The sequence below is a fragment of the Psychrobacillus sp. FSL K6-2843 genome, from assembly GCF_038626375.1.
GTDB classification, from domain to species: domain Bacteria; phylum Bacillota; class Bacilli; order Bacillales_A; family Planococcaceae; genus Psychrobacillus; species Psychrobacillus faecigallinarum.
The window spans coordinates 1,115,479-1,137,341 of sequence record NZ_CP152021.1 but is presented as its reverse complement, the minus strand read 5'-3'; the positions used below and the strand labels follow the sequence as shown (position 1 = coordinate 1,137,341).

Sequence of the window (21,863 nt, the reverse complement as noted above, 5' to 3'; positions counted from 1 at the left end):
AATTATTCGGATGAAAAATTAAACGTGGCATCAGCTATTGGAAGATACTTCATCTTTACTTCACCAATAACTTCATCTTTATCTATAAAATGAAAATAGCGGCTATCGAGACTGGCCATTCTATTGTCCCCAAGTACAAATAGTTTACCTTTGGGTACAGTTTTATAACCCGTTAAATCATATAATTCAAAGTCTTCTGTAAAATGCTCGTCTGGATTATTATATGCGATGTTACCCTTTAAAAAAGGCTCATCTACCTTTTTTCCGTTTACGAATAGTTCATCATTTTCATATTTAATCGTATCTCCAGGTACACCAATGACACGTTTGACGAAATCTTCTTCTCCATTGTTAAAAATAATTATGTCCATGCGGTTAATCGGTGAAATCTTACTAATTAGGACCCTGTCTTGATCTGAAAGCGTGGGCATCATTGACTTACCACTAACTTCATAATTAGTTACAATAAACAGTCGAACTACGAGTACTATAGCTACAGCAATTGTTATGGCAATTACCCATTCAATTGTCTCCTGCTTTAATTTACTCAAATGTCTCTCCTCTTTTTCTCTTTCTTTTGGCCTTGATGCCTCTAAAATCATCTTCTACTTTCTTTTCAATTCTTTTTTCCACTCGCTTTCCAATGAACCATAATATTGCAATGACAATTACAACTATTGCTGTTCGAATTGGTTGGGTCACAAGTGCTTTAAGGTCAGACCCGATAAAGCTCACAACAAAAATCATGATCAGTTTACCGGATGCTACCGTCCATAAATATGTATGCTTTTTAATATTTGACAACCCAGCTACTATATTTACCAAGGCAGAAGGAGTGAAAGGAAAACATATCAATAAGAATAGTGGACCAAAACCATTTCTCTCTACCCATAATATTAATTTTTGTATTCTTTCATGCCTAGTTATAAAACCTAATACGCGTGCTCGTCCATATTTTCTAATGACTAAGAATACTGTATAAGCTCCAACGAAGGAACCAACCCACGATATTAAAAAACCAAATAACAACCCATAGGCTGCTACATTTGCCACAATAAACACCACTAGAGGTAAGAATGGTAAAAAAGCTTCTAGAAAGGTCAGTAGGATACCAAATATCGGTCCGAGCGCCCGATAGTCATGCGTTAAATTAGTGAGTGTGTCTAAAGAAAACCAATCTGGCATATTTCTCTCCTCCGCCTATGTATATTTGTACTTTTCCCTTTTATTTTATACATAAAACTATTTTCTTATAGTATAATTTTTTCATTATGTAAAAAGGATGTGAATATTTTGTGAATAAGCATTTTGTAAATGGACTCCGAGATGGATCAAGCATCGCTATCGGATATTTTCCTGTTGCACTAACCTTCGGGCTTTTGGCAAAAACGTCTGGATTATCTCTGTTAGAGGCAACTGCCATGAGCCTCTTTGTATATGCGGGAGCTGCTCAATACATGTCTTTGACTCTTATCACAAAATCGGTAGATCCGATTTTAATTGTGTTAAATACTTTTGTTGTAAACATTCGTCACTTCCTTATGACGGCATCATTGAATGAAAAGATGCAAAGTGAAAAAAGATGGATCAAAGGAATTTATGCTTTTGGAATTACAGATGAAGCCTTCTCTGTTCTTGCTACTAAGAAAGAAGACAAGATTCCAACCCCCTTCGCATTTGGTGTTGTCGTTATTGCTTATACTAGTTGGGTTGTTTTCACTGCGATAGGTCATGTTATCGGGGCAAATCTTCCTGCTTTCCTTCAAGCGGCTATGGCCATCGCTTTATATGCAATGTTCATCGGTCTATTGGTCCCATCTATGAAGGGTAACCGAAAAGTTGTTATGTTAGCCCTAATAGCCGCGCTAATTAATGCTTTTTTTTATTGGACTAGCTTGCTATCGACTGGATGGTCCATTTTGGTTGCGACTCTTGCTTCTTCTATCATAGTTGAAATCGTTTATGCAAGAAAACAAAAAAGTTTGCCGAAAGGAGTTTAATGAATGAGTGATTGGTATTGGTGGATGCTTCTTGGTATGGCAATTGTGACTTATATCCCTCGGGCGTTCCCTTTAACCTTCTTGGAAGGTAAGGAGCTTCCTCCTGTTATCTCTGGTGTTTTACGTAATATCCCCTATGCTGTTTTAGGAGCATTGATATTTCCTGCTGTTATATACATACAAGAAGGCAATATATTATTTGGTGTCTTTGGTTCTATTGTTGCCTTTGCGCTTGCTTTTTTGTTTCAAAACGTAATGATTGTCGTCTTAGGCACTATAGGATTTTTAGCCATTTATAGTTTATTATTTTAATAGTCTGAATTATTTTACTTTTTAAATATACTTGACTACTAGGTTTTGATTGTTTAAAGTTGAAAACAATTCTTACAACAATTAAATAGCACATCACTTTCTTATCTAGAGAAACCGAGGGATCAGGCCCTATGACGTTTCGGCAACAGGTTCATTTGAATACTGTGCCAACTCCTGCAAGCGTAATGCTTGAAAGATGAGAAAAGTTGGTTTTTCGTATATTTTGAAGAGCTTTCTTTTTCTTATCGTTTATTAGATAAGAAAATGGAAGCTCTTTTTTCTCGTGATAGAAAGGTAGATGACTATCATTTGTCTGTAACGAATGATGATGCCTAAGGAGGTTGTTATTAATGATTGAGTTTAAAAATGTTTCCAAGACTTTTCGTCTTGGCAAACGGGAGGTGCATGCCGTTAAAAATGTCTCTCTAAAAGTTAATGCAGGAGAAATATTTGGCATCATTGGGTTTAGTGGAGCTGGGAAAAGTACACTCCTTAGATTAGTGAATATGTTGGAACGACCATCTAAGGGCTCCGTATTTATTCAGGACATTGATGTAAATTCTTTGTCATCAAAAGAACTACGAACTAGAAGAAGAAATATCGGTATGATTTTTCAAAACTTTAACCTATTCCATTCTCGTTCAGTTGCTGGTAATATCGCTTACCCATTAAAGCTTGCTGGTCTTAGTAAAAGTGAAATTAATACACGTGTTAATGAGCTATTAAGTTTTGTAGGCCTCTCTGACAAGGCAAAGGATTATCCAAGTCAGCTATCTGGGGGACAAAAGCAAAGAGTAGGAATAGCTCGTGCACTAGCAACTTCCCCAGATATTTTAATTTGTGATGAAGCGACATCAGCTTTAGATCCAGAAACTACTGGTGAAATACTTAGACTTCTAAAAAAGGTCAATAAAGAATTTGGTATAACCATTTTATTGATTACTCATGAAATGCACGTTATCCAGTCCATTTGCCAAAGAGTAGCAGTGATGGAGGACGGTGTGGTTATTGAATCGGGAGATGTGTTCGATGTCTTTACCGAACCACAGCACCTTACCTCACAGCGTTTTATCCAATCAGTACAGCAGGACCTTCCCTCCCCAAGGATATTAGAGGAATGGCGTGCTCGAGGTGGCAATGGCTTCTACCGAGTGATTTTTAAAGGAGAGATCACTAACGAAGCGGTTTTATCGCATATAACTCAGAAGCACAAGGTTCATTTTAATATTGTATACGGCTCTATACGCGAATTGCAGGAAAGACTGTTTGGAGACTTAGTTATCTCGTTCGAAGGTGATCCAGTAGCTATTCAACAGGCGATTGCAGAGTTAGAAACTATTGTGGATATAAAGGAGGTGGCAAAGCATGAAGGTTGATTGGAGTACTTTTTGGCCAAGAATTGTGGAGTCGACAGGCGAAACAATCATAATGGTAATCGCCACCCTTATATTCGGCTCTATTTTAGGAATAACGATTGGATTACTGTTGTTTGTCACACGTGAAAGGAACATATTAGAAAATAAATTAGTTTTTCAAGTTTTAAATATCTTGATCAATATCATACGTCCGATACCTTTCATTATTTTTTTAGTAGCTATTTCACAGCTTACAAGATTAGTAATGGGAACAACAATAGGTACAGCAGCTGCAATTTTCCCCATGACAATTGTTGCGAGTTTTTCGATTGCTAGAGTAGTTGAAAATAACTTAGTTAGTATAGATCCGGGTGTTATTGAAGCAGCGCAAGCAATGGGAGCAAGTCCCTTACGCATTATATTTACGGTATTAATCCCTGAAGCTTTAGGGCCTCTTATCCTAGGATTAACCTTTATAACTGTTAGCTTAATAGACTTTTCAGCAGTGGCAGGAACTGTTGGTGGCGGTGGTCTCGGTCATATTGCTATGACATACGGCTATCAGCGTTTTGACGGAAGCGTAATGCTCGTAACAGTCATTATTCTTATTATTCTTGTTCAGCTTGCGCAATGGTTAGGAAATGCTTTGTCAAAAAAATTCATGAGAAGATAAGGAGAGATTTCGATGAAAAAATTTAGTTTATTATTTTTCGCTCTAATAACTGCTTTAATACTGACGGCTTGTGGTGACTCATCTGCTGCTACAGATAAAGATACAGTTAAAGTGAAAATTGGTGTAAATGGTTCAGATGGCATTCAATGGCCAATTTTACAGAAGAAAGCTGCTAAGGAAGGTATTGAAATTGAACTAGTAGAATTTGCAGATTATACATTACCGAATAATGCATTGGCTCAAGGAGATATCGATTTAAATGCTTTCCAACACTTATCCTTCCTATCCCAATACGTGAAGGAAAGTGGCAATGATATTGTTCCAATCGGCTCTACAATGTTTGCACCTTTAGGAGTTTATTCGGAAAAAATTAAAGACATAAATGAAATAAAAAAAGGAGATAAAATTGCTATCCCAGATGACCCAGCTAACCAAGCGCGTGCTCTTCGTCTTTTAGAGTCTGCAAAGCTCATCACATTATCAGATGATTTTGGCCTATTCGGAGATCCCACTGGTATTGTAGAAAACCCATTAAATTTAGATATCATTCCAATGGTTGCTCAACAAACTCCACGAGTATTACCGGACGTTGCTGCCTCCATTATCAATAATGGCGTTGCCGGCCAGGCTGGGTTTTCCCCTGGAGAAGATCCTATTTATAGAGAGGCTGGAGAAGATGAATCTATCTATCCTTACGTTAACTTAATAGCAGCTCGCGGAGAAGACAAAGACAACGAAGCCTATCTTCGCATCGTCGAACTTTATCAAGAGGAAGACATTCAAAAAGCAATCTCTGAGGACACGAAGGGTGGCTCATCTCTAGTAATTTTAACTCAGGAACAACTAGATGAGACATTTGAAAATCTATTGAAATAAATAAATGAAAATATAAGGAGGAAAAAAGATGAGTATTGTAAAAGAACCGAAAGAACTTCTGATTAAGTCAATTGAGGAAAATAAAGAGCTGTATATTCAAATCAGCCAAGAGATTCATGCTAACCCGGAGATTGGTAATCAGGAATTCTTTGCTAGTGCCAAGCATATTAAGTTGCTACGTGACGCTGGCTTTGAGGTAACTACTGCCGTTGCAGGTCATGAAACCTCCTTCTATGCTATAAAAAAAGGAGGAAAAGAAGGTCCTACTGTAGCTTATCTAGCCGAGTATGATGCTCTTCCAGGCATCGGTCATGCCTGTGGTCATAATATTATCGGCACTACTAGCGTAGCAGCTGGTATCGCTCTAGCAGAAGCACTCCCTCTTACAGGTGGTAACGTGGTCATACTAGGAACCCCTGCCGAGGAAGGTGGCCCAAATGGCAGCGCAAAAGGCAGCTTCGTAAAGCATGGTTTCTTAAAGGATGTAGATGTTGCATTAATGATTCACCCTTCCGGGAAAACATCTTTAACTAGTGAGACATTGGCTGTAGATCCACTAGACTTTCATTTTTACGGTAAAGCTGCACATGCGTCTGGATCTCCAGAGCAAGGAATAAATGCTCTAGATGCAGTCATTCTGCTATTCAATGGTATTAACGCACTTCGTCAACAGTTACCAAGCAATGTACGTATTCACGGCATTATCACTCACGGAGGTGATGCACCGAATATCATACCCGATTATGCCTCAGCCCGCTTTTATATCCGCGCTGAAAGCTGGAAACATACAGAGGAAGTAGCACAAAAGGTTCATGCTATCGCTAACGGCGCAGCGTTAGCAACCGGTGCCTCGGTAAGAATTGAGCGATTCCAAAACGAGGTTCAGGACTTTGTATTAAATTCAAAATTGGACGAAATCCTACATTCCGAACTAGAAGCAGTGGGAGAATTCGTGCATACGGAAAAACGAAAAGGAAAAGGCTCCACAGATGCTGGAAATATTAGCTACGCAGTCCCTACTGCCCACCCGCATATCAAGATTGGCCCTGATGATTTAGTTGGTCACACAATCGAGTTTCGGGAAGCAGCTAAATCCCAGCTAGGTAACGAGGCACTCATCAAAGGCGCCAAAGCTCTAGCCTCCACTGGCTACCGCATCCTCACAGATGCCGAATTGCTACACAATATCCGAAAGGACCACGAAGTAGCGCTAGCTAAGAAAACCTGTGGAAATTGAGGAATAGCCGGCTCGATAATAGGTAGGTAAAGTTGGGTGTGTAGGGATGTATGGTAGGAGTGTTGCTGGTTTATGAGAAGTGTTGCAGTGATCGCGTTAACTGTTGCGCGTTTTTCACAAAGTGTTGCGCAAACGGTGTAAACTGTTGCGAATAAAGGAAGCGTTGCGCGTTTGCTGAAAAGTGTTGCAGAGATCACGACAACTGTTGCGCATTCTGCCAAAGTGTTGCAGTGATCACGACAACTGTTGCGAGTTTTTCACAAAGTGTTGCGCAAACGGAGGAAACTGTTGCGCGTTTGATGAGTAGTGTTGCAGATAAACAAGTATCTACAAATGGTTCCCCCCCAACCTTATGAAGATAATTAATAGCTTTGCAACATTACTTTAACCTTGCACAGATGAAAGGAAACATTGCAGTAATCACTCATAACCTTGCACAGATCACTATAAACATTGCGGTATTCGCTTCAAACCTTGCAGTAATGACTCACAACCTTGCACTTACCAAAATCCCTTGCACTATGATGTGGGTCTTTCCCTTTCCCAATTCCTTTCACCAAAAGCAAAATAAAAAATCCGCCTTCAAGAGGCGGATTTTTTGTCGCGTGCTTTCATATGGCTTGCATACCAGAATCCAACTGTCAGGGATGCTGCATCTAGAATGTATATCCACCAACGATGGGTGTATCCTGCATAGACCGATGCTGCAAATAGCGCGACAGTTAGTAATAGCGCAACATAGCGGTTGAAGGTTATGCGAGTAAATAGCACAACTAATAAAGCAGGTGTCACGATAGCCAGTATCACTTGTGTTGGTATAGATAAAGTTTCCATTATTTCTCCTACCTTACTAAGATTAATCCTAGTCTGTAATGATCGTGTCTAAACAAAACATGCTGTCTCAATCGTAGCTCTCCATTGTGATCTAATACTTCTAATCTGCAATGAGCTGCATTGATTTGGACGGCTTCGTATAGCTCTTGCTCATCTGTTACTTTTTGTCCATTTACTTTAACGATGCATTCTCCAATTTTTAAGCCCATTTTTTCTGCTGGAGAGTCCGATAGCACACCTGCAATCATCACTCCATTAGATTGAGGTGAAACGGCATACGAACCATTACGCTCTTTTGTATATTCAATATAAGATATTAATAGTCTCGCTATAACTCCTAATCCCACCGCAATTATAGCTATAAGTGGTTCTAGATAGCCAAAAGCAGCGATGACCGTCACTACTATTCCTAACTGCCAAACTCTTTTTCCATAGTGAGGGAAAAATTTCTCTGCCAACGAATGCCTGCTTTTTTGTTGGAAGCCTATCACAAATGGGAACAATATTAAAGAAAACGTTGATTCTCCTAAAGTAAACTGCGGCCAGTAGGGTAGATATGTATGTATAACATCTCCCGGTATGACTAATAGAATCGGTAACAACCAAAGTCGTTTGGTTACATATTCCATTGCCTCGCTGCCTCTTGCCGTTTTTACCAATTTAGGTGACGCATTTGTTGCTCCATGCTTTTGAATGATGAATCCCTCAGCCACTAATAGCAATCCTGCTAAAATAGCAATCGGTACGATCATTTCACTAAATATATCTTGTCCAATAAAATCCCATGTAAATAATTCGAAGGACCACTCATACAAGTACATGATATATAAAGTAAGTGCTCCTAATGCGATTGCATATATCGCAGAACCAGCCTGATACATAAAGAGTATCACAAAAATAATCATCCATACACTATAGACCATCAACCATGAAGAAGGTACAACTAAACCCGCTGCTACACTTATAACAGATATAATAATTGCCCATACATAACCGTCTAACAAGAAATGCTTGGCCTCTGTCCAGCCCCAAAGAATTCTAGCTCGGAACTGTTTTCTCTCTCTTTTTACTCGAAAATATCCGATTAACACAGAAAAAAGAAGCGTAATATATACGGCTGGATGAAGGAAGAATCGTCCTATTCCTTTTACCAATTCTATTAATATTTCTTGTACCATACGCATCCTCCTCGCTCGTAACATAGTGTAACTATTATTGTATCAAACGAGGAGAACTTCCGTATAGGTTTATTGTATCAAGTTATTTATTTAACTTATGAATTATATAACTTACTCCCATTTGTAACTGTTGATCGTTCTCTTTTCTAGACTTATAATTGTTAATTGTGTTAGTCATATTCTGAAAGAATACCTCATCAAGCTTTGAATTTACTTCCAATTTATTCGTCTCACGATATTTGTCTACTGCTTCTAGAGTATTTTCATCAAAATAGCCATCCTTGCGAGCTACATTATAGCCAAGCCCCCCAAGGACTTGCTGTACGTACTTCACTTCCTCACCATAATCTCCAAGCTGGAACTCACCGTGATAGTATTTCATATCGATATCGAATAATTCGTCTTGCTCCACCTTCAGATCTGCCTCAATCCCTTTGTGATGAATCCATTGTTGTTTGGGAGTTAACCATTTATGTGTAGATATTTTTAATTTGCCACCGTTGGATAATGGGTGAGTTTCTTGAACAGTTCCTTTACCAAAGCTTGTTTCACCAACGATCATGGCGCGGTTATTATCCTTCAATGCACCTGCTAAAACCTCACTGGCTGAGGCACTTCCACCATTTTGCAATAAAACAACTGGTACCTTGTTAAGATAAGGTGTGTCCTTATTTACTGTATTCAACATTTCTAAAACTCCATTGGAATCCTGCATATATGCAAATGTGCTACCGTTTTGTAAAAGTGTACCTATAATAGAAGAAACACTAAATAAATAACCACCTGGGTTACCTCGGACATCTACAACTAGTCCGTGTATGCCACGTTCTACTAGAGCTTTTGTTTGCTTCTCCCACTCTTCAGCTGTTTTCTCTCCAAAAATAGAAATCGTTACGATTCCAATAGACTTACCATCGACCTCTAAAACCTCACTAGAAACAGTATGCAACGCGATTGTGTCTCGTTTCATATGTAACTCCACATGACGATTCTCGCTTGGACGATATACCGTCAATTTAAGACTACTTCCTTTTTCGCCGCTTAACAGTTGGACTAACTCCGCCATTGATTTAGCAGTTAATCTTTCTCCGTTTACTCGAACAATTTCATCCTGAGGTTTTAAACCCGCTTTAAACGCTGGGGAATCTTTGATTGGTGCAACAACGATAAACTTACCACCAGACTGCATAATTTCCACACCGATTCCTACTCGCTCTTCTGCAAGAGAAGATTCCTGAGCCTCCGCTTCCTCTTTTGTTAAATAAGAAGAATGTGGATCCTCCAGTGCATCAGCCATACCTCTTATAGCACCTTCCACTAATAGTTTCTCGTTCTTAGAAAAAACAGCTTCTTTCTTTATTAAGTCATAAGCTTCATCAATGACCTTGCTACTACTAACCTCACTCTCCTCACCCTTAGGTGATTTTCCTGACAACCATAAATACCCTAAAACTAATGCGACAACTAATATAAAGCCGTATAAAAAAATCCGATTTTTGCGCAAATTCAACCTCCTACTTTTCCACTAATATATGTGAGAAAAACGAAGTTTAATACTTGCCCAAAAATCAGATTCTTAATTTAATTTATTGACATAATCTATAATCATTTGTTCATCCATCGGTCCAACTATTTTATTTTGTATCGTTCCAGTCGTATCGATCATGTAAGTAGTTGGGATAGTAATGGCTTGATATACATCTCCTATCTCCCCTTCTTCATCCAGTGGGATAGGAAAAGTTAAACCATAATCATCCACGAATGAACTAACCTTATCAATACCATAATCACCTTTTGTAAGGTTGACCGCAAGTATCTCTACGTTAGCTTCTTCTGCCATATCCTCATAATAGTTTTGCATATGAGGCATTTCGGCCTTACAAGGTGGGCACCACGTTGCCCAAAAGTTTAAAACAACTTTTTTTCCCTTATAATCTGAAAGCGATACTTCTTCACCAGCCAGAGTGGTCAGAGTAAATTCAGGTGCAATATCTCCTTTACCAGTCCCTTTGTTTGCAGGGTTTTCAGCAAGATCTGTGCCCATCTGCTCCCCTTCAAACGGATCTGCTTTTTCATCGATATTCTCTTTGACAAAGGATATAGTAGCAATAGCTACTAAACAACCAACAATTAGTAACCCAATGATTTTCTTCACTTTGTACCTCCATATTACCTATTAAATATCATTACTCTAATTATATGCATAAGTAGATTTAGAATACTATTCTATTCCTTTTGTTTTGTTATAAATGTGTACAAAAAAAGACACTCCTAAGTAATAGAAGTGTCTTTTCATTTTATAAAGAAATATATCTTAATGGGTTAACTGAGTTACTTGCCATACCTTCCCAATATCCTAGATGAGTTTCGAAGTGAAGATGTGGTCCAGTTGAGTTACCAGTAGTTCCAATCGCGCCAATATGCTGGCCTTTTGAAACAACTTGTCCAACGCTTACTTTAATGCTGCTTAAATGAGCATATAAGGAAGTAATAGTCTGGCCATCAATAGAATGTGTAACCATAATAACATTACCGTATGTGCTTAAAGGTGATGCATATGAAACTACGCCATCAGCTGCCGATACTACTGGTGTACCTGTGCTGTTTGCAATATCGATTCCGTAATGCATTTTGCCTTTCCCATATATCGGATGCATTCTATATCCATATCCAGAAGTAAATCGACCGGATGCAGGTTTAGTCCAGTTACCAGAAGAAACTTCTGGGATAGATGTTGTAGATCCGCTAGCGGCTTGCTGACGCTCACGTTCTGCAGCCTCTCTTTTCTTTTTCTCTTCTGCTGCTTTTCTAGCTATTTCTGCTTGTCGTTTTTGTTCTGCGACGATTTTATCTTGAATTGCTTTATCTAAGTTTAAAACTTCTTCATATTCAGTTTCCATTTGCTCTTTATCTTCTAAAAGTTTTGCTTGTTCTGCCTCTAGCTGGTCAACCAAAGTACCCTTAGAAGATTTTTGGCTATCTAAATTAGCTTTTAATGAAAGAAGTTGTGCTTTGCTATCCTCTTGCTCTTGAAGTTTTTTCTCTAAGCTTGCTGTTTGCTCTTCTAGTTTTGCTTTATCTTCCGCTTGCTCTTTTAAAATTTTTCGATCGGCTTCCATCAATGTATTAACTGCTGAAAAACGGTCGATAAAATCTACGAAGCTATTAGCCCCAAGTAAAACATCTAAATAATTTACAGATCCACCACTAACTTGAACTGCGCGAATTCTTTCTTTCAAAAGTTTATCACGGTCTGCAATTTTCTGTTCTAGCTCAGCAATAGAAGCCTTAAGAGCTTCTATTTCAGTCGTGGTTTTTTCAATCTCACTTAAAACTGCTGAAATACTTTTCTCGGTTGCCATAATTTCATTATCCAACGCTTGGATTTGAGCCATAATTTGGTCAATTTTGGACTCATTTGTATCAATCTTCGTTTCAGTTTCTTTAATATTTGATTGAATAGAACTTTTCTTTTCTTGAATGTTTTGCTGTTCTTTTTTAAGGTCATTCAATGAATTGGCAAGAGCACTTGGCGTGTTAAATAAAAGCGCTCCAGATGCTGCCACTGCAAATATGCGCAGCACCCATTTCGACTGTTTTCTCAAATCTCCCTGCTCCCTTCAAGCTACCTACTTATACTCGTAAAAATTTTCGTACAGACATGAAACTGCCCCATACACCGATTAAAACTCCCATTAACAAGATCAAGCCGTTTAACTGATAGATAAATGGGGAAAACTCTAGTAAATTAAATAAATTTCCTGATTCTAATTTAGGCTGCAATGCATTATAAAGATTATAGTAAAGCACCGTAACTAGTGTGATTGGTAGTATCGCTCCTAATATACCAAGCCACATACCCTCCAATATGAAAGGAATACGGATAAACCAGTTTGTAGCTCCAACTAGCTTCATAATCTCTATGTCTCTTCTTCTAGCAACTATCGTAATACGAATAGTATTCGATATTAAAAACATCGCTGTGAACAATAGCGCTAAAATAAGTACAATACCTACGTTTCTACCCATATTTAAGGCAGAAAATAGTCTTTCTATTTTTCCTTCTCCATAACTAACCTCAAAAGTGTTATCTAACTGATCGATCTCCTTCGCAACCTTCTCAGTTTCTTGAGGGTTTTTTGCTTTTACGTAAAAAACATTATGTAAAGGGTTTTCTTGCTCGAATAATTCAAGGTCTTCCCCAAAATCCATAACAAGCTTCTTTAATTCTTCTCCCTTAGTAGCATAAGTTAACTCAGAAACTCCGGGAATGCTTTTTATATTTTCTTGTAACGTAGTGACAGATGCTTCGTCTGCAGTCAATTCCACGTAAACTTTTATCTCTACGTCTCGTTCTAAATCATCGGCTACTTTATTTAAATTCATCATAATCATGACGAACACGCCTACAAGTAATAATGTAACGGTTACAGCACTAACGGATGCAAAGGTCATCCAACCATTTCGGCTAATACTTTTCAAACTATCTCGGAAGTGTCGTCCTGCTGTTCTAGCCTTCATATCCGTAATCTCCTCCGTACTCGTCTCGAGTGATTAATCCACCCTCAACTACAATAACACGGTGTCGAATTGTGTTTACAATTTCTCTATTGTGAGTTGCCATAACAATTGTAGTTCCACGGGAATTAATCTCTTCGAAAATATTCATAATTTCCCTTGATGTTTCGGGGTCTAAGTTTCCTGTTGGCTCATCTGCAATTACTAGTTTAGGAGTATTTACAATGGAACGCGCAATCGAAACACGTTGTTGTTCTCCACCTGATAATTCAGTTGGGAACATTCTTGCCTTATTTTTTAATCCAACTAACTCCAACACATCCATTACTTTTTTACGAATAATCTTAGGGGATTCCTCGATTACTTCTAATGCAAAAGCAACGTTTTCATATACATTCAAACGTGGGAGTAATTTAAAGTCTTGAAAGACAACTCCAATTTGTCTTCTCAAGTAAGGAACATTTTTGTTTTTTAATGTAGCTAAGTTCATACCATTGACTACAATCGTACCTGACGTTGAGCGTTCTTCTCGATACATCATTTTGATAAATGTCGATTTACCTGCTCCACTTGGGCCAACTACGTATACGAATTCACCCTGTTTAATTGCTACGTCAATCCCATTAGCAGCAACAATACCATTAGGATATTTTTTATAGACGTTAGTCATTTCTATCATTTGTATACCACCTAATTACTTTCTTTGATTAAATACAACAATGCCTATTATAACACTTGAGACCTTTGTTAATGTTACAATTAGATTTCAATTTGTAGGTAAATATAGTCAAAAAAACTAAATAATTATCGATTTTTCAGTTTTTTTGGTATTTTATGCTCCCTTACAAAAGGACTATACCCCTTATTTCTACACATTCATTCAAAACTCCTGCTATAAAATCGATTAAGAGAAAATTTTTACAGTAAAGTCTATTTTCCACCAATAAATTGAACATTTCGTGATATTACTCTGATTATTTAAACTATTTTTCATTAATTTCCTTCAATATATGTCATTTACTAGCATTTAAAAGAGAGTATTTAGCATCAAACAGGGCAGGTATCCGTTATATTTTAAAAAGTAGACTGGATTTCCGCTTTCCGAGGAGTGAGCGATATGCCATCACCTTTGCTTCCGCGTCCGATGTGATTGCTTCTATTTCTCCCTCCTTCCACTGGAGTCGCCGCCTGTCGTCTCAATCAATCAATAATGAATGCTATTGAATAATGCAAACTCAAAATCTTAGTTCCTGAAAATGCTCTCATTTTTAAGTTGCGTCATTGATCGATTTTATATATATACTTTGAATTCATGTAGTACTTACTTCATTTATTTCTTATCTTTTAAGAAGACTGTTTTATTTCTGCTAATATTATTTAAACGTAGAAAAATAGGAGTGAATTAGAATGAAAGTAGAGTATTTTATAGGAATTGTCCCACCAGAAGAATATTTAGAACGAATTGAGCATTTTCAACGTAGATGGATTAAGCAATTAGGTGTTGAGCCACATATTACTTTGAAAGCACAAGGGGGATTAACCGCAGATAAAAAGTGGATAGACAAAGTACAAAAGACGTGTAAGGATTTTAAGTCTTTTCAAGTGTCATTAGATAAGCCAAAGTATTTTGGAGATAACATTTTATATTTGAGTGTTCGCTCAAATAGTTTACACGAATTGCATCAAAAAATAGTAAAGGAGGTTTCACCGTCAGAAGTCTCAATAAAACAGTATTTTGAACTCGATGACTTTGTACCTCACTTAACTCTTGGGAAAGCACAGTATGGTGGAAACGTTTCTACTGGGCTCTCAAAAAAAGAACTAAAAGAAATGGAAAGATTAGCAGATATAGAATTGACACCATACCCTCAATTCGAAGTTAATTTTATTAGAGTTTATGAATTAAACAATGGAAAGCAAAGATATGAAAGACATTTAGATATTTCTTTAAGCAATTGACCTCTCAAAAATTAGTTTTACATATGTACTACTCAATATTTTTTTACATTCTTTTCTTATCATTCAAAAAAGCAGCTACTTTTACAAGTAGCTGCTTTCGTTCATTTAATTATTTTTTCTCAGCTAACCATGCAGCAACTGCTTCTGCTTCTTCGCCTTGAATGATTTTTGGTGGCATTGCGCCTTGTCCATTTAAAATAACATTTAAGATTTCATCTTCAGATAAGCGAGAGCCTACATCAGCAATTGCTGGGAAGCTACCTTGTCCTTCTAAGTTTCCACCATGACAGGTAATACATTTAGAATTGACAATCTTCTCTGCATCTACAGAAGCAGTTTCAGAAGAACCTGTTGATCCATCATCAGTTGTTGAAGTGTCTTTTGCTTCATCGTCTCCACCACCACAAGCAGCAAGCATTAGACCTGCTCCAAAGATGACAGCTAGTAATTTTTTGTTCATTAATTTAACCTCCCTCAACATTATGGAATTGCATTCTTATTATACCAAATTTAGTACCTTTTAAAACCTTCTCCTAATACCTCATAGGCATCAGAAACTATGACAAACGCAGTGGGGTCAATGATTTGGACTACTTGTTTCAGCTTTGTGAACTCTGTTTGATAGGCCACCACCATAAGGATAGATTTCTCTTCATTGGTATATCCGCCATAGGCAGGAAGCTTCGTCACACCTCGATCAATCTCCTTATAAATAGCTTCCCTTATTTCATCCTGTTTATTCGTAATTATATAAATCATTTTAGATTGGCTAAATCCTAGCTGCACGATATCTATCGTTTTTGTTGTAACAAATAACCCAATCAACGCGTATAAAGCCTTTTCTATATCAAATACTACTGCTGCACTCAGTACAATTAAGCCATCGATAAGTAAAACACTTCTTCCTAATGAAAAACCTGTGTACTTGGTGATAATTTGAGCAGCTAGATCCGTTCCACCTGTGGAAGCACCGCCTCTGAAGACAATTCCTAATCCTAGCCCTACTGTGATTCCACCGAACAAAGCGCCTAACAATGGATTATATGTCCATGGTTCCCAGCTTGCTGTTAATAAGACAACAGCTGGTAGCACTAAGGTTCCTACTAATGATTTGATACCAAACCTTGCTCCAAGAAATATTAAACCTGCTATAAATAATGGAATATTGAAAGCATATTGAACAAGTCCTGGCTCCCAGCCAAATACTCCTGTTAATATCGTACTTATTCCACTAACTCCCCCGGAGGCTACTTGGTTCGGCAATAAAAATACGTTAAAGCCAAGAGCTATTATTGCTGCTCCTATTATGACGTAAAAATAATCTCTTGCTTGTACCATCCATGGAGCCATTTCTTTATGAACTCTATTATTTGTCGTTGTAGTCATCGTAATTCCTCTTTCATGTAAATACTTTTATTCAACCTGAAATAGTATAACAACAGAAGACATTTTTGTGAACTTCAGCAAGATGACGTATTAATAGATTGATTTGATTAGTATGTACTATATAGTTAAATAAAATCATACATAAAAACTGCGTATCTAAAATTAATTAGGTACGCAGTTTAAACATAATAGATTAGTTATTAATGGACTGTGCTTCCTTATAGGTTTCCTCAATATAATCGGCAATGGCTAGCTGATCATCTGTAATATTTACTAGTGTCGCATTTAGTTCCTCTACAGTTGCCGTACTTTCCTCGATAATTGCAGCAAACTCGGTAGTACTTATGTTAATTTCTTCACTGTTTTTTGCAATCGTATCAATCTCTTTTAAATAGGTTGCCAACGACTGTTGAAGTGAGCTCATCGTTTCAAATAGATTTTTAAACGATTTGTTAGATTGTTCAGCTGTTTCTGACTGATTGTGAATTTGTGCTAAACCTATTTCAAGCTTTTGCAGAGCTGCCTCATTAAACTTGTTGACATTGTTTAGATTATCGTCTATTTTCTCTACCGTTTGATTGGTTACACCTGCTAGTTTTCGTATCTCTTCAGCTACTACCGCAAATCCCTTACCGTGTTCTCCAGCGCGTGCAGCTTCTATAGATGCATTTAAAGCTAAAAGATTTGTTTGCTCTGTAATTTGACGAATGTCGCTGGCAAACCGATTTGTTTCAGTAATTTTTTCAAAAAGATTTTGAAACGTTTGGTTTAATTCCTCGAAAAAGATTGTAAATTGGTTAATGTCTTTCGTCATTTCCTCCATGACCAGTGACCCATCTGAAGCGTTTTTTCCTGCTACTTCTGCCTTCTGGACTATCGACTCTAAGTTAATAGCCATTTCTTTCACTGAGCTAGAAGTAGCTTCTGTATTATGGACAATATCAGCTACATTGTCAGCTTGACGTTGAGCCCCGCTACTGACTTCCCCTACAGCAGTTAGCATTTCCTGTTGAGCTATATTAGCAGATTGTGTACTTTGACGAATTTGTTCTAAATTTGAAGTGATGATATGTACTGCATTTTCCAATTTATCGTTAAGAAGACTGTCTTCTTTAGCTTTAAGAGCGGCTTCACCCATTAATCTTTCTACATTTGAGAACAAAGATTTACTTTGAGTAACCTGTAAATAGATGCCCAATGCCATTATAAAATGTATAAAGAACACATTTACTGTTTGCCCCTCAAATAAGTTTGGCTCATCCCTTACAACATTTATAGACATGGCAATAATTGATAGAACAAAACCATATATAAAAACGAAACGATCATTATGAATACTACTTAATATAAGTACGAAGAATGCTAAAATAATTGTCGCTATACTGATTACATTGAAATAAGCTGTACTACCTGCAGTAATTGCAGTAGCCAATATAATAATATAAGGAAACATTTTGGCAATATTCATCGATTTTCTAGCAAAATAGTAAAAAATAAAAGAAGCAACAAAGGGTATACCTATTGAAATAATAATTGCAGTTTTCGCTTGCATCATAACTTGCACTAATAGCCCTAATCCAGCTGCTAATGCATAAGCAATATAAAGTATGGTATTTTTTCTTAATAGATCTTTCTGCTTCAACTCATTAATGTTCATTTCCTTTTCTCCATTCCCAATATAAAATAACACATAAAAACTCCCATGTAATTTTATTATAACATGGGAGTTTTTACCGTCTATTAATTTATTTTGGAGCGTAGGTATGCATGAATGAATGGGTCTATTTCACCATCTACAACCGCATGGACGTTTCCACTTTCCTCATTCGTACGGTGGTCTTTAACCATTGAGTATGGATGAAATACATAAGATCGAATTTGACTACCCCATCCGATTTCTTTTTGCTCTCCACGAATCTCAGCAAGCTGTGCTTCCTGTTCTTCAATTTTTAATTGGTATAGCTTAGATTTTAAAAGCTTCATTGCGTGTTCACGGTTTTTAATCTGTGAACGCTCCGTTTGACAAGTTACTACTGTGTTGGTCGGCAAATGAGTAATTCGAACTGCTGAGTCAGTTGTATTGATATGCTGACCACCGGCACCTGTTGCACGGTACGTATCTATTTTTAAATCTTCTGTGCGGATTTCAATTTCTATTTCATCATTAAACTCTGGCATAACCTCACACGAAACAAACGATGTATGACGGCGACCAGATGAATCGAAAGGAGATATACGGACAAGACGATGAACGCCTTTTTCTGCTTTTAAGTAACCGTAAGCATTATGACCCTTTATCAGTAAGGTAACGGATTTAATACCAGCTTCATCACCAGGTAAGTAATCAATTGTCTCAACCTTAAAGCCGCGTTTATCTGCCCAACGCTGATACATACGTAGAAGGATGGAACCCCAGTCCTGTGATTCTGTTCCACCCGCACCAGGATGCAATTCTAAAATAGCATTGTGCTTATCATATTCTTCACTTAGTAATAATTGAAGTTCAAATTCTTCTAGAGCAGTAGTGAATTCTTTTAACTCTTTTCCAAGCTCTTCTTGTAATTCTTCATCTGGCTCTTCTTTCAATAATTCAAGAGTCATTTCCAGATTTTCTTGTGTAGATACAAGATTATAATATTGTTCAACAATTCCTTTTAAACCATTTAACTCATTAATAACCTTTTGAGCTCCTTGAGAATCATCCCAAAAATCTGGGAAAGTCATTAACTCCTCTAATTCCTGAATACGAACCTCTTTGTTTTCTAAGTCAAAGAGACCCCCTAAAGTCTTTTAACTTACCGGCTGTACGGTCTAATTCATTTCTTACAACTGAAATTTCTATCATTTTTTTGTTCCTCCGAATATCTCTATTATCTAACTGCACCATGACAGTTTTTAAACTTTTCTCCGCTACCACATGGACATGGCTCATTGCGACCTACATTGGCCTGCTTGCGAACTGGTTTTTTCTTAACAGGACCGCCTTCTTCTTTTGGATTCACAGCTTGCCCTTTAGCTACCTCTTCACGCTCCAGGTTGTTGCGGATTTCTGCTTTCATAGCATACTTCGCTACATCCTCTTGGATAGCCTCTACCATGGATTCGAACATGGCGAACCCTTCACTTTGGTATTCACGAAGTGGATCATTTTGTCCATATGCACGTAAGTGAATACCTTGACGAAGCTGATCCATCGCATCGATATGATCAATCCATTTAGAGTCAATTGAACGAAGTAAAACAACTTTTTCGAATTCGCGCATGCGCTCAGCAGTCATTTCCGCTTCTTTTGCATCATAAAAGCTAATTACTTCATCTTTAATCTTCTCAATAACTTCATCTTGAGAAATATTTTCTAACATTGCTTGAGTGATGACACCTTCTGGAAGCAGATTAGCTTGAACATAATCCTCTATTGCCTTATAGTTCCACTCTGCTTTATTTTCTGCATTGGTATGAGCAGTAACTAAACGCTCAATAGCAGCAAAGATCATTGTCTCAACTAAAGCACGCATATTTTCTGTTTCCAATACTTCGTTACGTTCTTTGTATATAATTTCACGTTGCTGACGCAAAACATCATCATATTGTAATAGACGCTTACGAGAATCGAAGTTGTTACCCTCTACACGTTTTTGAGCAGATTCCACTGCACGGGATACCATTTTAGATTGGATAGGCTGTGAATCGTCCATTCCAAGCTTAGACATCATAGTGCGCATATTGTCTGAACCAAATCGACGCATCAATTCATCTTCCATAGAAAGATAGAATTGAGTCACACCAGGATCCCCTTGACGACCAGAACGTCCTCGTAGCTGATTATCAATACGACGCGACTCATGACGCTCAGTACCAATTACTGCTAACCCACCAGCATCTAAAACCCCGTCTCCAAGCTTGATATCTGTACCACGCCCAGCCATGTTAGTGGCAATTGTTACAGAACCAAGATGTCCTGCAGTTGCGATAATTTCTGCTTCATGCTCATGGTTTTTTGCATTTAATACATTATGCTTGATGCCATGCTTTGTTAACAGCTTTGAAATAATTTCAGAAGTCTCAATCGCAACAGTACCTATTAAAACTGGTTGTCCATTTTTATGACGTTCTGCTATATCAGCTGCAACCGCTTCGAACTTTCCATTCATGGATGCATAGATTAAATCTGGACGATCATCTCTAGCAATCGGTTTATTCGTTGGTATAGCAATAACATTCATATTATAAATATTACGGAATTCCTCTTCCTCTGTTTTAGCAGTACCTGTCATCCCTGACAGCTTGTCATACATACGGAAAAAGTTTTGGAAGGTAATCGTAGCCATTGTCATCGATTCATTTTGTACTTCTAAGCCTTCCTTAGCCTCAATCGCTTGATGCAATCCGTCACTATAACGACGGCCCTTCATCAGTCGTCCGGTGAAGGAGTCAACGATGACTACGTCACCTTCTTGCACAACATAATCAACATCTAAATGCATGGAAACATGTGCTTTTAGAGATTGGTTGATCGCATGATTCAATCGAACATGAGTTAAGTCGAATAAGTTCTCGATATGGAAAGCTTTTTCTACTTTTTCAACTCCTGTATCAGTCAAAGTTACACCTTTAGTTGACTCTTCATACGTATAATCTTCTTCTTTATTCAAAGTGCGAACAAATGCGTTTGCTTGCTTGTAAAGTGCAGCAGCCTTGTTTGCTTGTCCGGAAATGATTAAAGGCGTTCTCGCTTCATCGATTAAGATGGAGTCAACCTCATCTATTACGGCATAGTGAAGCGGACGTTGTACTTTTTCTTCCTTGTACAACACCATATTATCTCTAAGATAATCAAATCCTAGCTCATTGTTTGTGGAATACGTAACATCAGCAGCATATGCTTCACGCTTTTCATCTTTAGAAAGAGAATTTAAATTTAGTCCAACAGATAGACCTAAGAAATTATATAGTTTACCCATTTCCGCAGCATCACGGCTAGACAGATATTCATTTACTGTTACTACGTGGACTCCTTGTCCTGTTAGGGCATTTAAATAAACAGACATAGTAGACGTAAGGGTTTTACCTTCCCCAGTTTTCATCTCTGCAATATTACCCTCATGCAGTGCTGCTGCACCCATGATTTGCACTCGGAATGGATACAACCCTAGTACTCGTTTAGCTCCCTCACGCGCAACGGCAAATGCCTCTGGTAAAAGCTGATCTAAAGTCTCACCCTTAGAGAACCTTTCACGGAATTCCTCCGTTTTTGCGCTTAGTGCATCATCAGTAAGAGCTTCCATTTCACTAGCCAATGCTTCTACTTTATCAGCGATTTTTTCTAATCGTTTTAAATCACGTTTATTTAAATCGAACACTTTATTAAGAACATTAAGCATTTATATTCACTTCCCATTTAGTCTTACTCTCCATTTTACCATTCGTTACATACTCACGCAAATGAGGTGAGCCATAAATACAAAAACTCTTCTCCATGAAAAGAGAAGAGTTTTTGTCACTTTATGTCGATATGCTTACTTTAGGTATAATTTT

At 37.6% G+C, this 21,863-nt stretch carries 22 protein-coding genes and 1 riboswitch; of the genes, 8 read left to right on the top strand and 14 right to left on the bottom strand.

Annotated elements, in window-relative coordinates:
* Window positions 1-2 precede the first annotated feature (2 nt).
* Complete coding sequence (lepB, locus tag MKY94_RS05565; protein ID WP_225215866.1) at window positions 3-551, bottom strand: signal peptidase I; 549 nt, start codon at window positions 549-551, stop codon at window positions 3-5.
* On the bottom strand, window positions 544-1,185 hold the full coding sequence (locus tag MKY94_RS05560; RefSeq protein ID WP_342578204.1) for a TVP38/TMEM64 family protein: 642 nt from the start codon (window positions 1,183-1,185) through the stop codon (window positions 544-546). The genes lepB and MKY94_RS05560 overlap by 8 nt, the downstream gene beginning before the upstream one ends.
* A 110-nt stretch (window positions 1,186-1,295) precedes the next feature.
* Between MKY94_RS05560 and MKY94_RS05555 the strand changes: the two genes are divergently transcribed.
* The 7 genes from MKY94_RS05555 to MKY94_RS05525 all read left to right on the top strand — a co-directional run bounded on the left by MKY94_RS05555 (window position 1,296) and on the right by MKY94_RS05525 (window position 6,453).
* On the top strand, window positions 1,296-2,000 hold the full coding sequence (locus MKY94_RS05555; RefSeq protein WP_144537677.1) for an AzlC family ABC transporter permease: 705 nt from the start codon (window positions 1,296-1,298) through the stop codon (window positions 1,998-2,000).
* A 3-nt stretch (window positions 2,001-2,003) separates the two neighbouring features.
* A complete protein-coding gene (locus tag MKY94_RS05550; protein ID WP_151110826.1) occupies window positions 2,004-2,312 on the top strand; it encodes an AzlD domain-containing protein in 309 nt (102 codons plus the stop codon).
* A 98-nt stretch (window positions 2,313-2,410) separates the two neighbouring features.
* A riboswitch (SAM riboswitch) is annotated at window positions 2,411-2,515 on the top strand.
* Complete coding sequence (locus tag MKY94_RS05545; RefSeq protein ID WP_154311266.1) at window positions 2,502-2,648, top strand: hypothetical protein; 147 nt, start codon at window positions 2,502-2,504, stop codon at window positions 2,646-2,648. It overlaps the preceding riboswitch by 14 nt.
* A gap of 14 nt (window positions 2,649-2,662) precedes the next feature.
* Window positions 2,663-3,688, top strand: a complete 1,026-nt coding sequence (locus MKY94_RS05540) for an ATP-binding cassette domain-containing protein (protein WP_342578203.1) — start codon at window positions 2,663-2,665, stop codon at window positions 3,686-3,688.
* Window positions 3,678-4,340: a methionine ABC transporter permease gene (locus tag MKY94_RS05535; protein WP_144537671.1), complete on the top strand. Its 663-nt coding sequence runs from the start codon at window positions 3,678-3,680 to the stop codon at window positions 4,338-4,340. Before MKY94_RS05540 ends, MKY94_RS05535 begins: the two co-directional genes overlap by 11 nt.
* A 12-nt stretch (window positions 4,341-4,352) precedes the next feature.
* Complete coding sequence (locus tag MKY94_RS05530; protein ID WP_342578202.1) at window positions 4,353-5,216, top strand: MetQ/NlpA family ABC transporter substrate-binding protein; 864 nt, start codon at window positions 4,353-4,355, stop codon at window positions 5,214-5,216.
* A 28-nt stretch (window positions 5,217-5,244) separates the two neighbouring features.
* On the top strand, window positions 5,245-6,453 hold the full coding sequence (locus MKY94_RS05525) for a M20 family metallopeptidase (RefSeq protein ID WP_342578201.1): 1,209 nt from the start codon (window positions 5,245-5,247) through the stop codon (window positions 6,451-6,453).
* Window positions 6,454-7,035: 582 nt separating this feature from the next.
* Here the strand turns inward: MKY94_RS05525 and MKY94_RS05520 are convergent.
* The 7 genes from MKY94_RS05520 to ftsE all read right to left on the bottom strand — a co-directional run bounded on the left by MKY94_RS05520 (window position 7,036) and on the right by ftsE (window position 13,662).
* The gene (locus MKY94_RS05520; RefSeq protein ID WP_144537668.1) at window positions 7,036-7,287 is read right to left on the bottom strand and encodes a CsbA family protein; all 252 of its coding nucleotides are present in this window, start codon (window positions 7,285-7,287) and stop codon (window positions 7,036-7,038) included.
* Window positions 7,288-7,295: 8 nt separating this feature from the next.
* Complete coding sequence (locus tag MKY94_RS05515) at window positions 7,296-8,465, bottom strand: PDZ domain-containing protein (protein WP_342578200.1); 1,170 nt, start codon at window positions 8,463-8,465, stop codon at window positions 7,296-7,298.
* Window positions 8,466-8,547: 82 nt separating this feature from the next.
* Entirely contained in the window at window positions 8,548-9,969 is a 1,422-nt protein-coding gene (locus MKY94_RS05510; RefSeq protein WP_342578199.1) for a S41 family peptidase, read from the bottom strand.
* A gap of 72 nt (window positions 9,970-10,041) precedes the next feature.
* Window positions 10,042-10,620, bottom strand: a complete 579-nt coding sequence (locus tag MKY94_RS05505) for a redoxin domain-containing protein (RefSeq protein WP_144537665.1) — start codon at window positions 10,618-10,620, stop codon at window positions 10,042-10,044.
* 142 nt (window positions 10,621-10,762) lie between these two features.
* Window positions 10,763-12,070 carry a M23 family metallopeptidase gene (locus MKY94_RS05500; RefSeq protein WP_154311271.1) on the bottom strand — a complete coding sequence of 436 codons (1,308 nt, stop codon included), beginning with the start codon at window positions 12,068-12,070 and terminating at the stop codon, window positions 10,763-10,765.
* A 28-nt stretch (window positions 12,071-12,098) separates the two neighbouring features.
* A complete protein-coding gene (gene ftsX, locus MKY94_RS05495; RefSeq protein WP_340862790.1) occupies window positions 12,099-12,986 on the bottom strand; it encodes a permease-like cell division protein FtsX in 888 nt (295 codons plus the stop codon).
* Window positions 12,976-13,662: a cell division ATP-binding protein FtsE gene (gene ftsE, locus MKY94_RS05490; protein WP_342578198.1), complete on the bottom strand. Its 687-nt coding sequence runs from the start codon at window positions 13,660-13,662 to the stop codon at window positions 12,976-12,978. Before ftsE ends, ftsX begins: the two co-directional genes overlap by 11 nt.
* Before the next feature lie 728 nt (window positions 13,663-14,390).
* Here ftsE and MKY94_RS05485 point away from each other — a divergent pair.
* Entirely contained in the window at window positions 14,391-14,942 is a 552-nt protein-coding gene (locus MKY94_RS05485) for a 2'-5' RNA ligase family protein (protein WP_342578197.1), read from the top strand.
* 109 nt (window positions 14,943-15,051) lie between these two features.
* Here MKY94_RS05485 and cccB read toward each other — a convergent pair whose 3' ends face one another.
* The 5 genes from cccB to secA all read right to left on the bottom strand — a co-directional run bounded on the left by cccB (window position 15,052) and on the right by secA (window position 21,709).
* Window positions 15,052-15,402 carry a cytochrome c551 gene (gene cccB / locus MKY94_RS05480; RefSeq protein ID WP_144537655.1) on the bottom strand — a complete coding sequence of 117 codons (351 nt, stop codon included), beginning with the start codon at window positions 15,400-15,402 and terminating at the stop codon, window positions 15,052-15,054.
* 50 nt (window positions 15,403-15,452) lie between these two features.
* The gene (locus MKY94_RS05475; protein WP_154312336.1) at window positions 15,453-16,292 is read right to left on the bottom strand and encodes a YitT family protein; all 840 of its coding nucleotides are present in this window, start codon (window positions 16,290-16,292) and stop codon (window positions 15,453-15,455) included.
* A 229-nt stretch (window positions 16,293-16,521) separates the two neighbouring features.
* Window positions 16,522-17,985 carry a methyl-accepting chemotaxis protein gene (locus MKY94_RS05470; protein ID WP_342578196.1) on the bottom strand — a complete coding sequence of 488 codons (1,464 nt, stop codon included), beginning with the start codon at window positions 17,983-17,985 and terminating at the stop codon, window positions 16,522-16,524.
* Window positions 17,986-18,068: 83 nt separating this feature from the next.
* Window positions 18,069-19,170 (bottom strand): peptide chain release factor 2 gene (gene prfB / locus MKY94_RS05465; protein WP_144538236.1). Its coding sequence is split into 2 segments (ribosomal slippage): window positions 18,069-19,097 and window positions 19,099-19,170, totalling 1,101 coding nucleotides; the frame shifts between segments, so codons are not numbered across the junction.
* A 28-nt stretch (window positions 19,171-19,198) separates the two neighbouring features.
* Entirely contained in the window at window positions 19,199-21,709 is a 2,511-nt protein-coding gene (gene secA / locus MKY94_RS05460; RefSeq protein WP_342578195.1) for a preprotein translocase subunit SecA, read from the bottom strand.
* Between the last annotated feature and the right edge of the window lie 154 nt (window positions 21,710-21,863).

Bases quoted from the DNA above. Each gene is read 5' to 3' on its own strand.
- MKY94_RS05560 (WP_342578204.1), bottom strand. From the start codon at position 1,185: ATGCCAGATTGGTTTTCTTTAGACACACTCACTAATTTAACGCATGAC.
- MKY94_RS05550 (WP_151110826.1), top strand. From the start codon at position 2,004: ATGAGTGATTGGTATTGGTGGATGCTTCTTGGTATGGCAATTGTGACT.
- MKY94_RS05540 (WP_342578203.1), top strand. From the start codon at position 2,663: ATGATTGAGTTTAAAAATGTTTCCAAGACTTTTCGTCTTGGCAAACGG.
- MKY94_RS05535 (WP_144537671.1), top strand. From the start codon at position 3,678: ATGAAGGTTGATTGGAGTACTTTTTGGCCAAGAATTGTGGAGTCGACA.
- MKY94_RS05530 (WP_342578202.1), top strand. From the start codon at position 4,353: ATGAAAAAATTTAGTTTATTATTTTTCGCTCTAATAACTGCTTTAATA.
- MKY94_RS05525 (WP_342578201.1), top strand. From the start codon at position 5,245: ATGAGTATTGTAAAAGAACCGAAAGAACTTCTGATTAAGTCAATTGAG.
- MKY94_RS05520 (WP_144537668.1), bottom strand. From the start codon at position 7,287: ATGGAAACTTTATCTATACCAACACAAGTGATACTGGCTATCGTGACA.
- MKY94_RS05515 (WP_342578200.1), bottom strand. From the start codon at position 8,465: ATGGTACAAGAAATATTAATAGAATTGGTAAAAGGAATAGGACGATTC.
- ftsX (WP_340862790.1), bottom strand. From the start codon at position 12,986: ATGAAGGCTAGAACAGCAGGACGACACTTCCGAGATAGTTTGAAAAGT.
- ftsE (WP_342578198.1), bottom strand. From the start codon at position 13,662: ATGATAGAAATGACTAACGTCTATAAAAAATATCCTAATGGTATTGTT.
- MKY94_RS05485 (WP_342578197.1), top strand. From the start codon at position 14,391: ATGAAAGTAGAGTATTTTATAGGAATTGTCCCACCAGAAGAATATTTA.
- cccB (WP_144537655.1), bottom strand. From the start codon at position 15,402: ATGAACAAAAAATTACTAGCTGTCATCTTTGGAGCAGGTCTAATGCTT.
- MKY94_RS05475 (WP_154312336.1), bottom strand. From the start codon at position 16,292: ATGGCTCCATGGATGGTACAAGCAAGAGATTATTTTTACGTCATAATA.
- MKY94_RS05470 (WP_342578196.1), bottom strand. From the start codon at position 17,985: ATGAACATTAATGAGTTGAAGCAGAAAGATCTATTAAGAAAAAATACC.
- secA (WP_342578195.1), bottom strand. From the start codon at position 21,709: ATGCTTAATGTTCTTAATAAAGTGTTCGATTTAAATAAACGTGATTTA.